Source organism: Ruegeria sp. HKCCA5839 (assembly GCF_013035585.1).
Lineage (GTDB): Bacteria > Pseudomonadota > Alphaproteobacteria > Rhodobacterales > Rhodobacteraceae > Ruegeria.
The window spans coordinates 34,642-49,245 of the sequence record NZ_WQIE01000008.1; the positions used below are offsets into that span (position 1 = coordinate 34,642).

A 14,604-nucleotide genomic window follows, 5' to 3' on the forward strand; every position below is an offset into this window, starting at 1 on the left:
AAGAACAGCGCCGGACCCGCAGCCGATGAACAAGCCCAACGACAACCCCGCAGATCCGTTCAAGAAAGCCTTGGCCGAAGCGACCAAGGTGATGGCGGATGATCCCGAGTTGAACGTGACCTATACGGTGGATCCGTCGGGCATGACGGGCGAGTCCATGCGCCTGCCGCAGGTGTCGCGCCGGATGACCCGAGAAGAGGTTCTTCTGGCGCGGGGAACTGCGGATGCCTTGGCGCTGCAGCGAAAGTATCACGACGATTCCACCCATGCGCGCTATGCGCCTCCGGGGGATATGGCGCGGGATCTCTATGAGGCGATGGAAGTCGCGCGATGCGAGGCAATGGGCGCGCGCGATATGCCCGGTACCGCAAGCAATATCGACGTCAAGATCGGGCATGAGGCAATCCGGCGTGGCTACGATCAATGCAAGCAACCTGCCGATGCGCCCCTGTCGGTTGCCGCGGGTTATCTGATCCGGCATCTGGCCACCGGGCGAGACCTGCCGCCAGCTGCGGACAATATCATGAACCTGTGGCGCGGTTTTATTGAGGAACAGGCCGGCGGCCTGCTTGAAAACCTTGACGACGTGATCTCGGATCAGGCGGAGTTTGCCAAATTCGCCCGTCAGATGATCAAGGATCTGGGCTATGGAGACCAGCTGGGTGACGACCCGGATGAGTTGGACGAAGAACAGGAAGATCAGGCCGAAGAAGACGCCGAAGAACAGCCCGATCCCGACAGCACGGGTCAGGACGATCAAGACGAACAGGACGCCGACGCCAACCCCGAACAGTCTCAGGAAGAGCAGCAGGACCAATCCCAGGCCCAGGTCTCGATGGATGAGATGGCCGAAGAGGAGATGGGCGATGAGGCGGAGATGCCCGAGGGCGAGGCTCCGCTGGAACCGCCTGCGCCGCCACCCGCATCCGAGGCCGACCCCGACTACAAGGTCTATCTGGACACTCACGACGAGGAAATCGCCGCCGAAGATTTGGCCGAACCGGCCGAGCTTGAACGGCTGCGCGCCTATCTGGACCAACAGCTGGAACCGTTGAAAGGTGCCGTGAGCCGATTGGCCAACAAGCTGCAACGCCGCTTGCAGGCGCAGCAGAACCGGTCGTGGGAATTTGACCGCGAAGAAGGCATTCTGGATGCCGGCCGTCTGGCACGTGTTGTGGCCAACCCGACCACGCCGCTCAGCTTCAAGGTCGAAAAAGATACCGAGTTCCGCGACACGGTTGTAACTCTGCTGCTGGACAATTCGGGCTCGATGCGCGGTCGTCCGATCTCTATTGCCGCGATCTGTGCGGATGTTTTGGCGCGGACGCTGGAACGTTGCAACGTGAAGGTCGAAATCCTGGGCTTTACCACGCGCGCCTGGAAAGGCGGTCAAGCGCGTGAGGCCTGGTTGAACGATGGCCGCCCGCTGCAACCGGGCCGTCTGAACGACCTGCGCCATATCATCTATAAAGGGGCTGATGCCCCATGGCGACGCGCGCGGCCCAATCTGGGCCTGATGATGAAAGAGGGTCTGCTGAAAGAAAACATCGACGGTGAGGCGCTGGAATGGGCCCATCGGCGCATGCTGGCCCGACGCGAACAGCGCAAGATCCTGATGGTTATTTCTGACGGGGCCCCGGTTGATGATTCCACGCTCAGCGTGAACCCGGCGAATTATCTTGAAAAGCACCTGCGCGACGTGATCGCTATGGTGGAAAAGCGCAAGATGGTCGAGCTGCTGGCCATCGGCATCGGCCATGACGTGACCCGCTATTACGACCGCGCTGTGACGATCACCGATGTCGAGCAGCTAGCGGGTGCCATGACCGAACAGCTTGCCGCCCTGTTCGACAGCGACCCCCGCGCAAGGGCGCGTGTCATGGGGATGAAGCGGGCCAGCTAGACGCGTCCTGCCTTCGTTTAGCTGGTTTTGAGAAGCTGTTGGTCGCGAGCATCGCGCATCGTTGCGACGATTTCATCCTCCGTTGAAAGTGCTCAGGGGAACTGCTTCTGGACATTTGGGGGTTTGCCCATCAGGTTCTCGTGAACCGCTGAAAACGAGGCCTGCCATGTTCCAATCATTCGAAGTGACCGCGCGACCAGAGCAGGGGCCGCCCCGGCTTGCGGCTTTGCGCGGAGAATTGGAACGCGATGGGTTGGATGGGTTTCTGATCCCGCGTTCGGACGCGCATCAGGGCGAATATGTGGCTCCGCGTGATGAGCGTCTGGCCTGGTTGACCGGCTTCACGGGATCGGCTGGGTTCTGTGTCGCACTGCGAAATATCGCGGGGGTATTTGTCGATGGGCGATATCGCACACAGGTGAAGGCTCAGGTGGCGGCAGAGTACACGCCTGTTCCCTGGCCGGATGTCAGCCTGAGCGCCTGGTTGAAAGAGCAATTGCCAAACGGAGGTAAGGTGGGCTTTGACCCTTGGCTGCATTCGCTGGGTCAGATCACCGAGACGCAGGCGCAGTTGCAAGGGACCGGGATCGAGCTGGTGCGCAGCGAAAACCTCGTGGATCGCATCTGGGAGGATCAGCCGGAACCGCCCATGAACCCGGTGAAACCCCATCCGATCGAATTTGCAGGGGAAGAGGCGGCAAGCAAGATCAAGCGTTTGGCGCAGGTTTTGGACAAAGACGGGCACGCGGCGGCGGTGATCACCTTGCCCGATTCCATTATGTGGCTGCTGAACATCAGGGGCTCGGACATCTCTTACAACCCTGTTGCACACGGCTTTGCTGTTTTGCACAGCGACGGGCAGGTGGATCTGTTCATGTCCGCGGTCAAACTTGCGGGGCTCGACGATCATTTGGATCCAAAGGTCATACAACGCGAGCCAGCGGAGTTTCTGTCTGCGCTTGAGGGCCTTCAAGGCAAGATCCAAGTGGATCCCGGAACCGTACCTCAAATCGTCGCCGACCGATTGGGCGAAAAGCTGGTGAAAGGCAGCGACCCCTGTGCCTTGCGCAAGGCCTGCAAGAACGCGGCCGAAATTGAGGGCAGCGCGCAGGCCCATTTGCGCGACGCAGCTGCCGTGATCGAATTGCTCTGTTGGCTGGATGCGCAGACCCCGGGCAGCGTGACTGAGACACAAGTGGTGACCCGTCTCGAAGAAAGCCGGCGCCGCGACAATGCATTGCAGGACATTTCATTCGACACGATCTCGGGAACCGGGCCCAACGGCGCAATCATTCATTACCGCGTCAGCGAAGAGACGGATTCTGTGCTGGAAAACGGCCATCTTCTAGTGCTCGACAGTGGTGGGCAATATCTGGACGGGACGACGGACATCACCCGGACCATCGCGATCGGAGAGGTGGGTGATGAAGAGAAAGCCTGTTTCACGCGGGTCCTGAAGGGCATGATTGCAATGTCGATGCTGCGCTGGCCGATGGGTCTGGCCGGGCGGGATATCGAATGCGTGGCGCGGGCGCCGTTATGGCAGGCGGGGCAGGATTTCAATCATGGTTTGGGCCATGGTGTTGGGGCGTATCTCAGCGTCCATGAAGGGCCCCAACGGCTATCGCGGGTCAGCCATGTCCCGCTCGAGCCGGGAATGATCCTGTCGAACGAGCCGGGATACTACCGCGAGGGTGCCTTTGGTATTCGGATTGAAAACCTTGTGGTCGTCGAAAACGCACCCAATTTGCCCCAAGGCGATGCCGAAAGGGCCATGCTGCACTGGCGGACCTTGACCTATGTTCCTATTGACCGGCGCTTGATCAACGTCGATATGCTGACCGGGGCCGAACGCGAATGGTTGAACGCCTACCACCATGAAGTCGCGCAAAAGACGCGCCATCGGGTGGGTGAGGCTGCGCAACTGTGGTTGGATGCCGCAACTGCCCCGATTTGACACCAAGTTGTTACATCTGGCAGGCACAGGAACAGCGCTGAAATACAAAGGACAACGGAATATGACCGATAAGATCACAATACGCAAAGCCACCGGTAAGTGGAGTGTTCGCTCGGGCGGCGCTATCTTGGGGGAAACGCTGCACGCGCTGGAATTGCTTGAAGGTGATCACGACCCGGTAATCTATTTCCCACGCGTTGATATCGCGATGGCTTTTTTGGACCAGACCGACAAGACAAGCCAGTGCTCGACCAAGGGGACGGCGACACATTATTCGATTGTCAACAAATCCTCGGTGACCGAAAATGCTGCGTGGAGCTATGAAGACCCTTCAGATGCGGTATCGGAAATCAAAGGGTACCTCGCTTTTTATCAGTCCGACTCGGTCAAAGTCGAACAGTTGTAAGCGAATTCGCCAACTGCTTTCTGGGCCGGCCTCTGGTCGGCGCCACCCTCAGCCTTTTTGGTACTCTGCGAAATATTCGTCCAGGACCTGGCGTGTGAATCTGCCTATGCTCGCATAGTCATGTTCCGTCAGGTTCGCCAGCGACACACGCGCCGAGGGGTCCAAGACCTCAAACCCTTTGCCCGGTAACAGCACCACCCCCGTTTCCTTGGCCAGACGGAACAGAAAATCGGTCGCCTTGTCGTTGTCTTCGAACCACTTGGAAAACCCATCGCCATAAAGGTTTGAAGCAAGCTTTTTCAGGTCGATCAGGGAATAATAGGCGATATCGTTTTCCGTGCGGACCAGCGAAATACCCATATGGGCATAAAGCGTATCAAACCGATGCCGGACCAGTCGTTTTGCCGCCGCCTTGTAATCGCCGTTGATATCCATCAACCCGTTCAGCGCAAACAAGGTCATCTGCAACTGCTGCGGCAGTGACAGTCCAGAGGTGTGGTTCAACGCAACGGCGCGGCTGTCTGCCACCAGACGGTCGATAAACCTGATCGCGCGTGGCTCGGTGGTCAGAGACGAATAACGGCGATCGAGTATTTGTTTGGTTTCTTCTGGCAGCGCTGCCAGCGCGTCGTCCAGCGCATTGTCTTCGTGCAGCCCGATGACACCCAAGCGCCATCCCGTTGCGCCAAAATATTTCGAGAAGGAATAGACGCACAGCGTATTGCGCGGGCAGCTTGCAAAGAGCGAGACAAAATCATCCGCGAAAGTGCCGTAGACGTCATCGGTGACGATGATCAGGTCTTTGCGTTCGGTATCGACCAGCTTCGCGATTTTCGCAAGTGATGCGTCAGACAGTTTGGCCGAGGGCGGGTTGCTGGGATTGACCACACAGAAAACTTTGATCGACGGGTCTTTGAGCTTGTCGATCTCGCTTTGCGGAAGCTGCCAGTCGTCTTCCTCATCCATACGGATATCGACCACTTCAAGGTCCAGCCCAGGAAGCGGCGGGATTTCCAGATAAGGCGAGAATATGGGGGTTGCCAGCGCAACCTTGTCCCCCGGCTTGACCAATGCATTCACGCTGAGCGTCTGGAAAATATAGGTCATCGCCGCGGTACCGCCCTCGGTCGCAAACAGCGAAAAGTCACCGCGCCGCGGCATCTTTCCAAACATTTCCTGGGCAATATAGGCTTTGGTTATCTCTTCGGCATGGCGAAGCATGCGCGGTGGCACTGGATAGTTTGAACCCAAGAACGCCCCTACGGCCTCAGACAGAAATGCGGCCCGGTCCAATCCCAACTGGTCTTTGACATAAGCAATGGCCGCCCGAATGAAGCCAATGCCCTTGTCATCGTGATGCGTGTTGGCGAAGGCTTCGAACCGACCGACGATGCCGTCAGTTTCCGGCAATCCCCCAAAGCCACTGTTCAGATAGGAGTAAGACCTTTCAGCCTCCTGTAACGCGAACTCTCCCATCTTTAGAAAGGCATGACGGGGTAGCGTGGCCAGAAAATTCGGGTTGCCACGACCCGCATTCAACATCATCCGTTCCGCGTCGGAGCTGGCAATCTCGATCAGCTTGTCCTTCAGCTCGAACGGGCTGAGCGCGGCTAACTTGGCAGTATCGATATCACTCATGGATTGTCTCCGAGTTATGGTGTCGGGTTCGTTGTGACGACGCCGATAATGATCGGCCCCCAAAGTGTCAGAAAGACGTTTGCAACCGCATAGGTCACCGTGAAGGACACAACAGGTGTAGCGTTTCCGGCTTTGGACAGAAGCGCCGCAAAACCCGGGTTTGCGCTGCGTCCACCGACAAGGCAGCCCAAAGCTTCAATCGGGTTCTGGATGCGCAAGACGTAATAGGAAAAGAAAAAGACCACGATCTGCGGCACGATCGTAACGAAGACGCCCAGAAAGAACAGCGTCAGCCCCGACTCTTTGAGCGTGGTCAGGGCTTGCGGTCCAGCTGAAATTCCAACGACGCCAACAAAGACAGCCAGCCCGAAATCCCTCAGGAAATTCGAAGCCCCAACGGGCAAAGCCGCAAAGCGTTTATGCGTGCTGTGTAGCCAGCCAAAGAACAGGCCGGACAGCAGGCATCCACCGCCGGTTCCGATGCTGACGGGCACGCCACCTATCTTGAATTCGATCAAACCCAGCAAAAAGCCGATCACCAGCCCCAGGCCGAAAAACACAAAATCGGTCACGGCAGCCGCCGAAATCTTGTACCCGACCAGTTTTTCGATCCGGTCGAGATCCTTGGGCGCACCCGTGAAATGCAACTCGTCGCCGCGCCGCAGTTCCAGTTTCGGCGCGATATGAAGATCGTGACCCAGTCGTTTCGCGCTTGTCAGAAACACGCCATGACGGATGTCTGCCCCGATTTCGTCGTGCAACTGGCGCAGCTCTTTGCCGACCAAAGCGCGATTGGACAAAACGATCTCTCGGCCTTCCTGAACCAGTTCGAAACCCGCAGGTGCAATCACCTCTTCGCCAATCGAAGGAGCGCTTTTCTGAACCAAAGCCGTTGGGCCCGAAACCGCAATGACATCTCCTGCGGCGATCTCAAGCGCATCTGTCAGATCTAAAGCTTTTCCATCTCGAATGATTGCCTCAATCGCAGCATCACCGATCATTCCATCGGCGTCAGACCGCGACTTACCAACGACCGAGGCTGAAGGGCTGACCTCGAAGAACCGCGTAACTACGTCCCGGACTGCATTGAACTGTCCAGGTCCCAAAACCGTGCGCCCCCCGGACATCTGCTCCGCCAGCTTGATAGCCTCGGCGCGAATATCCCATTTCATAATCATGGGTATGAACCATGTGGCGATCAGAATTGGGCCAAGCGAGCCGAAGATATATGTCACCGCATATCCAACCGCGACATTGGTCTCCATCTCGCGCATCAGATCGGCCGAGACATCCAGTTTCGAAATAGCGCCCCCCGCCGTTCCGATGATCGCTGATTGCGTTAGACCTCCTGCTGCCAGCCCCGCAGCGGTTCCCCGGTCAAGATTGAAGACCAAAGCGGCAATGATCACACAGGCCAGACCCGCAACACACATGACAAATGCCGAAGCAAGCTGGTTCAACGACCGCAAATTCAACGCATGGGCAAATTGAGGCCCGCCCTGATATCCAACCGCGTAGATAAACAGGGCAAAGAAAACGGTTTTGACGCTGGCGTCCAGCTCGACACCAAACTGCCCTATGACAACACCGACCAGCAAAGTGCCTGCGATCCCACCTAGGACAAAGCGGCCAATTGTTAGCTTTCCAACCAAGAACCCTAAGGCGATCGTCACAAAAAGGGCTGCAAACGGTGCAACTGTGAAAAGATGTTCAACAGCATCAATCATGGGCAACCCTATCAAATACAAATTCAACTATTGGGTTATTACAGCCACTTTCAGGTGACAAAACAAGCCCATCTTTGGGTCGTCTCGGCTTATTTACGCAGCGCGCAAGCACAACGTGACGCGCGCGCCAGCGATTTTGAGTGTGCTTCGGATGGGCAAAAACCAAGTCTATGCGACTTGCCTGGTAAATTGTTCAAACCCAGGAAAGGTTTGCCAACCATTCTTTGACGGCAACAACCGATCTGCGCGAAGACTGATCGATATGAGACAACAGCCAAACTTCACGCGTCGGAAGGTTTGTCAGTTTGTCACCGGAAAGGCGTTTCAATCTTGGGTCATGCGCAGCGACGGCGTCCGGAAGAAGTGATGTGCCCAGACCTTTGGCCACAGCTTCTAGCGCGGTTTCCGCATCAGCAACCCTCAGGTTGGACCGCTTCCTTTCTGGATCCAGAACATGGGCTTCAAGCCAGCGCGCCTGTGGGAGTTCGGCATGAACATCATCATAGGTGATCCAGCACTGTGTATCGGGATGCGCAGCGGGGCACGAACTTGCCGCATAGACCCCAAATGTCAGCGCACCCAATTTCTGAGCCTTTGTGCGCAAACCCCCACTTGAAGGACGCCCAAGGCGGACCGCAAGATCGGCTTCGCGCTTTGAGAGATCAAGGTTCTCTGACGTCGGAACCAGTTCGACCGTCAAGAGGGGATGGGTTTGCAACATCGGCCGAAGCTTGGGCACCAGAAAACGATTGACGATCAAAGGCACCGAACTGACGCGTACTTGCCCAACGATCTGATGCGGCTTTTGTCCGATGCTTTCGCTCAAGGCCAAGTTTTCGCGCTCAATGGCCTCTGCCCGAGGCAGGATCGCCAGTGCGTTATCTGTGGGTTCATAGCGACCTTGTGGGCTGCGTAGAAAAAGAGAGGTGCCCAGACTGAGTTCAAGCGCCTTGATCCTTCTGGATACGGTTGTTTCGCTTACGCCCAGCAATCGGCTCGCCTCTTTCAGTTTTCCCGTACGAAAGAGGGCCAGAGCGTATTTGAGATCGTTCCAATCATGAGGCTGCATAAATGCAGATTAGGTCGGCAAAATTTGCACCTCAATCTTCAAGTTTGCCGTGCGATGCATTGTGCGCACCAAACCAAGGAAATGAGCTATGAAATACATCATACTTTTCGAGGATAACCCTGACTCTGACCCGAACATCCGCAAAACTCATATGTCCCGGCACCTGGCCTTTCTGGAACAGAACAAGGGCAAGGTCGAGGCAGCGGGACCATTGGCCGACCCCGAAAACAAAGGCCGCGACGGCCTGTGGATCTTGGAAGCCGATTCTCAAGCCGAAATCGAAAAGCTTGTGCACGAGGACCCGTTTTGGCCGACGGGCCTACGTCAGTCCTACGTGATCATCCCGTGGACCCAAGTGTTTTCAGGCGGCGTAAGCCGGTTCAAAGTAACATAGGGCCACCATGGGCTCGGCGCACAAGCACCCTAATGCAGTGACCACGCTTTGTGCCGAGTTTCACATGTTGATTTTAGCCTGCGAAAATCAGATACGATGCGCGTGCGGGTCGTACGATTCTGGGCCGCCTTTGGGTATTGGAGTACGTTGATGATGTGGCATCATCTTCTGAATGCTGGACAGATAGAGCCCGCCTAGAACCGCGCTATTCCTCTGTCGCGTCGAAACCTCTATCCTCACCTAAATACTGAAAAAGGTATGTTCCCATGTCTGCTGAACAGCCCGTTTCCGACTCTGTTTACGGTATCGACCGTTGGGGCAAAGATCTGCTGTCTGTACTGCCCAATGGGGATGTGGCGCTGAAGGACCCGGCGCACCCTCAGGCGCCGCCGATCAGTCTGCCCGGTATTTTGGACGACTTGCGACAGCGCGGCATTGCCAGCCCGATGGTTCTGCGGGTCAAAAGCTTTCTTGAGGCTGAAATCCGTCATCTGAACGAAAGCTTCGCCGCAGCAATCGCAAAGTCGAATTACAAGGCCCAGTATCGCGGCGTTTTCCCGATCAAGGTGAACCAGCAAGCACAGGTGGTTGACCGGATTGTCGCCTTTGGGCGGCAGTATGATTATGGGTTGGAAGCCGGGTCAAAACCCGAACTGGTGATCGCCTTGGCGCACCGTTTGGCCAAGGACGCGCTGATCGTGTGCAACGGGGTGAAAGATGCCGAATTCGTGCGTTTGGCAGTCCTGTCGCGTCGGCTGGGGTTCAACACCGTCATCGTCCTGGAAAGCCCCAAAGAGGCCGAGATCGTGGTCGAAGTGGCGCAAGAGCTGAACATCGATCCGCTCTTGGGCGTTCGGGTCAAGCTGACCAACCAGATCAGCGGCAAGTGGCAAAGCAGTTCGGGGGATCGGTCTGCGTTCGGCATGAACACCGATCAACTGCTGCGCGTCGTCGACCGTCTGCGCGGTGCAAACCTGTTGCACTGCCTCAAGCTCCAGCATTCGCATCTGGGCAGCCAGGTTCCCGACGTCAACGATGTGCGCCGCGCGGTCACCGAGGCCTGCCGCTATTTCACCGAGCTGACCAGCGACGGTGTACCACTGACCCATCTGGACCTTGGGGGTGGTTTGGGTGTGGACTACACCGGTGAGCAACGCGCAACCGAGAATTCGATCAACTATTCGGTGGCTGAATACTGCGCCAATATCGTGGAAACCGTGGCTTATGCGATGGACGAGGCCGGGATCGATCACCCTGTTCTGGTCACCGAAAGCGGGCGGGCGGTCTCGGCGACCTCGTCGATGCTGATCTTCGACGTTCTGGAAAGCACGCTTTACGATGCGCCAGATGCACCTTCGGTCGAACCCGATGATCACCATCTGGTTTCGGACCTTGCTGCCGTATCGGGCTATCTGGTTGAAGATCGGGCGCAGGAATGCTGGAACGACGCCCGGTTTTATCGGGACGAGCTGCGCGCCCTGTTCCGGCGCGGCTATGTCGATATCCGTCAAATGGCCCGAGCCGAGCGCATCTATCTGAACCTGATGGCCCGGATCAAGGATATCGCGCAGGGTAACCCGCAAAACGCCGAGCTGGACCGCGAACTGCAAAAAATCGCTGATGTCTACCACTGCAACTTTTCGGTCTTTCAGTCTCTCCCGGATGTCTGGGCCATCGATCAATTGCACCCGATTGTGCCGTTGCAGATGCTAAACCAAACGCCAGACAGGCGCGCGGTGCTGTCCGATATCACCTGTGACAGTGATGGAAAAATGGATCAGTTCATACTGGCCGGGGATATCGCTCCGTCTCTTCCGGTGCACTCACTGCCCGAAGATCAGCCCTATTACCTGGGCGTGTTCTTTGTGGGGGCCTATCAGGAAACCCTTGGTGATCTGCACAACCTGTTTGGCGACACGAATGTGGTGACAATCGACCTGCGCCCGGATGGCAAGTTCGACCTGCTGCACGAACAAGAGGGCGACACCATCGCTCAGGTCCTGTCCTATGTCGAATATGACCCAGCCGATTGCGTCGCCGCCTTCCGCAAAATCGTGGATGAAGCCATCTCGGCCGGTGCGATCCAGGCCAATGAACGGAAAACTCTGATCGGGGCGTATCGCGACTCGATGAATGGCTATACCTATTTTGAATGATCTCGGTAAGGAGAAGACTATGGGAAAGACACTTGTAGTAGGGGCCGGCGGCGTCAGCCACGCTGCCGTGCACAAGATGGCGATGAATTCGGACATCTTTACCGAAATCACCTTGGCCAGCCGCACCAAATCGAAATGCGACGCGATTGCCAAATCGGTCAAGGAACGTGTCGGCGTCGATATCGCAACCGCTGAACTGGATGCCTATAAGGTCGAAGATACGGTGGCGCTGATCCGCAAAACCGGGGCCGAGATCCTTGTGAACCTGGCGCTGCCCTATCAGGATCTGGTGCTGATGGACGCCTGCCTTGAGGCCGGGTGTCACTATCTCGACACCGCGAACTACGAGCCCGAAGATGAGGCCAAGTTCGAATACCACTGGCAATGGGCTTATCAGGAAAAATTCGAAGAGCTTGGTCTGACGGCCATTTTGGGTTCCGGCTTTGATCCCGGGGTTACATCCGTCTTCGCCAAATGGCTCAAGAAACACAAGCTTGAGACAATCCGCCAGATCGATGTGCTGGACGCCAATGGCGGCTCGAACGATCAGGAATTTGCCACCAATTTCAACCCCGAGATCAACCTGCGTGAAGTGCTGGCCGAGGTGCGCCACTGGGAAGGGGGCAAATGGCACCACAGCCCGGCAATGACCCACAAGGTCGAATTCGACTTCCCCGCCATCGGTCCCAAGAACATGTACCTGATGTATCACGAGGAGTTGGAATCGCTTTCGACCCACTTCCCCGAGATCGAGCGCGCCCGGTTCTGGATGACATTCGGCGACGCCTACATCACCCATGCCAAGGTGCTGCAAAATGTCGGCATGACCCGGATCGACCCGGTCATGCATGACGGCAAGGAAATCATCCCGATCCAGTTTCTGAAAACCCTGCTGCCCGATCCCGGCGATCTGGGGGCCGAAACCAAAGGCAAAGCCTGCATCGGCGATATCGCCACGGGTCAGGCCAACGACGGCTCGGGCGAAAAGACCTTCTATATCTACAATATCTGCGATCACGAAGAGTGTTTTGCCGAGGTCGGCAGCCAAGCCGTCAGCTATACTACCGGTGTTCCCGCCATGATCGGCGCGGCGCAGGTGCTGAAAGGCAATTGGCGTGATCCCGGCGTGTGGAACATGGAACAGCTCGACCCTGATGATTTCATGGACATGCTCAACACCCACGGTTTGCCCTGGCAGGTTCATGAGCTCGACGGTCCCGTCGATTTCTAACTCCAGAACTTCTTCTGTTCAAAAATACCTCGGGGGGTCCGGGGGGCAGCGCCCCCCGGCTTCTCCAAGCAGCGGAGACGCCTGACATGTCCGATATGATGACCACCCGAGCCGGAGATGCCGGTGTTTTCCGCGAATTCGACCTTACCCGCGTCCCATCCCCGTGTTTCGTGGTCGACGAAAAGGCGGTTGAGCGTAATTTGATGACACTGGCCGATATCGGCAACCGTTCCGGCGCGCATGTCCTCAGCGCGCTCAAGGCGTTTTCGATGTTCGCGCTGGCCCCCCTGGTGCGACAACACCTGGGCGGCACCTGTGCCAGCGGCATCTATGAGGCGCGTCTGGGCCGCGAGGAATATGGCGGCGAGGTCGCTACGTTTTGCGCGGGCTACAAAGACGGCGATATTGACGAAATCCTGTCGCTCTCTAACCACGTGATCTTTAATTCTCCGGCGCAAAAGGACCGTTTCCGGGCCAAAGCACAGGCCGCAGGTGTTCAGGTTGGGCTGCGGATCAATCCCGAACATTCTGAGGGCGAAATCCCTAAATACGACCCCTGTGCCCCGTGCTCGCGCTTGGGCACTCCGGTCAGCCAATTAGGCCCGGACATTCTGCAAGGTGTCGACGGGCTGCATATACATACGCTCTGCGAACAGGGCTTCGCGCCACTACAGCGAACCTGGGCGGCCGTTGAACCCAAAATCAAACCCTATCTTGGCCAGCTGAAATGGCTGAACTTTGGTGGCGGCCATCACATCACCCGCGATGATTATGATCGGGATGGGTTGGTCGCCTTTATCCTATCCATCCGAGAAACCTATGGTGCCGATGTCTATCTCGAACCCGGCGAAGCCGTGGCGCTGGACGCCGGTATCCTTGTGGGCGAGATCCTTGACCTCCCGGTGAATGCCATGAACCTCGCCATTACCGATATCTCGGCCACCTGTCATATGCCCGATGTGATCGAAGCACCTTACCGCCCTGCGCTGATGGATGAGGCCAAAGCAGGCCATACGTACCGTCTGGGTGGGCCGTCCTGTCTGGCGGGCGACGTGATCGGGGACTACACGTGGGACAGGCCGCTGGAAATCGGCCAACGCTTTGCTTTCCTTGATCAGGCGCATTATTCGATGGTCAAGACCAATACGTTCAACGGCGTACCCTTGCCGACGATTGCGCTGTGGAACAGCGAAACGGATGAACTGAAAATCGTTAGGCAGTTCGGCTATGACGACTTCAAGGACCGGCTATCATGAGCATTTTTCTAGACAGCGAATTGTCTGAAAGCGAACGACAGCAAAGCGCTCGCTTTCACCTCATTCCTGTGCCGTTGGAGCGCACCGTGTCATATGGGTCTGGCACCCAGGCGGGGCCATCGGCCATCATTGAAGCGTCGAACGAACTGGAGCGTTTGTGCAAGGGGATTGAGCCTTGTGCTGCGGGCATATTCACTCATGACGCCGTCGCCTGCGACGGACCTTTGCCCGAGGTCATGGAGCGTATCGCGGCCAAAACCGAAGCTGTTGTTAGAGCCGGCCAAATCCCGGTGGCTTTGGGTGGTGAGCATTCGCTGAGCTATGGCGCCGTTTCAGGCGTCGCGCGGGCTTTGGATGAACCTATCGGCATCGTGCAGATAGACGCTCATGCAGACCTGCGGATTGCGTATCAGGGTGAGGTACATTCCCATGCCTCGGTCATGCACCTGCTCACCCAGCAAGGCATACGCCTTGCACAGTTCGGTGTCCGTGCGCTCTGCCCGCAAGAGGCGGAAAGCCGTGTCGCGAACAACGTCTTTCACGTGGACGCCGAAGAGCTGGTGACCGGCAATGTCCACTCGGTCGAATTGCCCAAGGATTTTCCGCAAAAGGTCTATGTCAGTTTTGATGTTGATGGCCTCGACCCAAGCCAAATGCCCGCGACGGGCACGCCGGTGCCTGGTGGTATCTCGTTCTATCAGGCGCTGCATTTGGTTGAGAACGCGTTGCAGGGGCGGCAATGTGTTGGGTTCGATGTGGTCGAACTGGCCCCAAATGGCGACGCCGCATGGGATTTCACCGCTGCTCAGATCGTGTACCGGCTTATGGCAGCGTGCTGAATGGCCGGTCCCCTTGGTTTTGGGCGGT

11 protein-coding genes are annotated in these 14,604 nt (G+C 57.1%); 8 read left to right on the top strand and 3 right to left on the bottom strand.

From position 1 onward, the window contains the following. Window positions 1–25: 25 nt before the first annotated feature. The 3 genes from cobT (at window position 26) to GOV38_RS18510 (ending at window position 4,266) form a co-directional block, all read left to right on the top strand. The gene (cobT, locus tag GOV38_RS18500) at window positions 26–1,903 is read left to right on the top strand and encodes a cobaltochelatase subunit CobT (protein ID WP_171209341.1); all 1,878 of its coding nucleotides are present in this window, start codon (window positions 26–28) and stop codon (window positions 1,901–1,903) included. 166 nt (window positions 1,904–2,069) lie between these two features. Beyond that, window positions 2,070–3,860 carry an aminopeptidase P family protein gene (locus GOV38_RS18505; protein ID WP_171209340.1) on the top strand — a complete coding sequence of 597 codons (1,791 nt, stop codon included), beginning with the start codon at window positions 2,070–2,072 and terminating at the stop codon, window positions 3,858–3,860. A 61-nt stretch (window positions 3,861–3,921) separates the two neighbouring features. Next, the gene (locus GOV38_RS18510; RefSeq protein WP_171209339.1) at window positions 3,922–4,266 is read left to right on the top strand and encodes a DUF427 domain-containing protein; all 345 of its coding nucleotides are present in this window, start codon (window positions 3,922–3,924) and stop codon (window positions 4,264–4,266) included. Window positions 4,267–4,314: 48 nt separating this feature from the next. Here the strand turns inward: GOV38_RS18510 and GOV38_RS18515 are convergent, their stop codons facing one another. The 3 genes from GOV38_RS18515 to GOV38_RS18525 all read right to left on the bottom strand — a co-directional run bounded on the left by GOV38_RS18515 (window position 4,315) and on the right by GOV38_RS18525 (window position 8,700). Beyond that, window positions 4,315–5,904 carry a bifunctional aspartate transaminase/aspartate 4-decarboxylase gene (locus GOV38_RS18515; RefSeq protein WP_171209338.1) on the bottom strand — a complete coding sequence of 530 codons (1,590 nt, stop codon included), beginning with the start codon at window positions 5,902–5,904 and terminating at the stop codon, window positions 4,315–4,317. Window positions 5,905–5,918: 14 nt separating this feature from the next. Beyond that, window positions 5,919–7,631: an aspartate-alanine antiporter gene (aspT, locus tag GOV38_RS18520; protein ID WP_174838758.1), complete on the bottom strand. Its 1,713-nt coding sequence runs from the start codon at window positions 7,629–7,631 to the stop codon at window positions 5,919–5,921. Between the two features lie 193 nt (window positions 7,632–7,824). After that, window positions 7,825–8,700 (bottom strand): LysR family transcriptional regulator, encoded by an 876-nt coding sequence (locus GOV38_RS18525; protein ID WP_171209337.1) that lies wholly within the window; start codon window positions 8,698–8,700, stop codon window positions 7,825–7,827. A gap of 88 nt (window positions 8,701–8,788) precedes the next feature. Between GOV38_RS18525 and GOV38_RS18530 the strand changes: the two genes are divergently transcribed. The 5 genes from GOV38_RS18530 (at window position 8,789) to speB (ending at window position 14,576) form a co-directional block, all read left to right on the top strand. Beyond that, complete coding sequence (locus tag GOV38_RS18530) at window positions 8,789–9,094, top strand: YciI family protein (protein WP_171209336.1); 306 nt, start codon at window positions 8,789–8,791, stop codon at window positions 9,092–9,094. Between the two features lie 266 nt (window positions 9,095–9,360). Further along, window positions 9,361–11,250 carry a biosynthetic arginine decarboxylase gene (speA, locus tag GOV38_RS18535; protein ID WP_171209335.1) on the top strand — a complete coding sequence of 630 codons (1,890 nt, stop codon included), beginning with the start codon at window positions 9,361–9,363 and terminating at the stop codon, window positions 11,248–11,250. A gap of 19 nt (window positions 11,251–11,269) precedes the next feature. After that, a complete protein-coding gene (locus GOV38_RS18540; RefSeq protein ID WP_171209334.1) occupies window positions 11,270–12,481 on the top strand; it encodes a saccharopine dehydrogenase family protein in 1,212 nt (403 codons plus the stop codon). 86 nt (window positions 12,482–12,567) lie between these two features. Continuing rightward, window positions 12,568–13,737, top strand: coding sequence for a carboxynorspermidine decarboxylase (locus GOV38_RS18545; protein WP_171209333.1), 1,170 nt, complete (start codon window positions 12,568–12,570; stop codon window positions 13,735–13,737). After that, on the top strand, window positions 13,734–14,576 hold the full coding sequence (gene speB, locus GOV38_RS18550) for an agmatinase (protein WP_171209332.1): 843 nt from the start codon (window positions 13,734–13,736) through the stop codon (window positions 14,574–14,576). The genes GOV38_RS18545 and speB overlap by 4 nt, the downstream gene beginning before the upstream one ends. Window positions 14,577–14,604 lie beyond the last annotated feature (28 nt).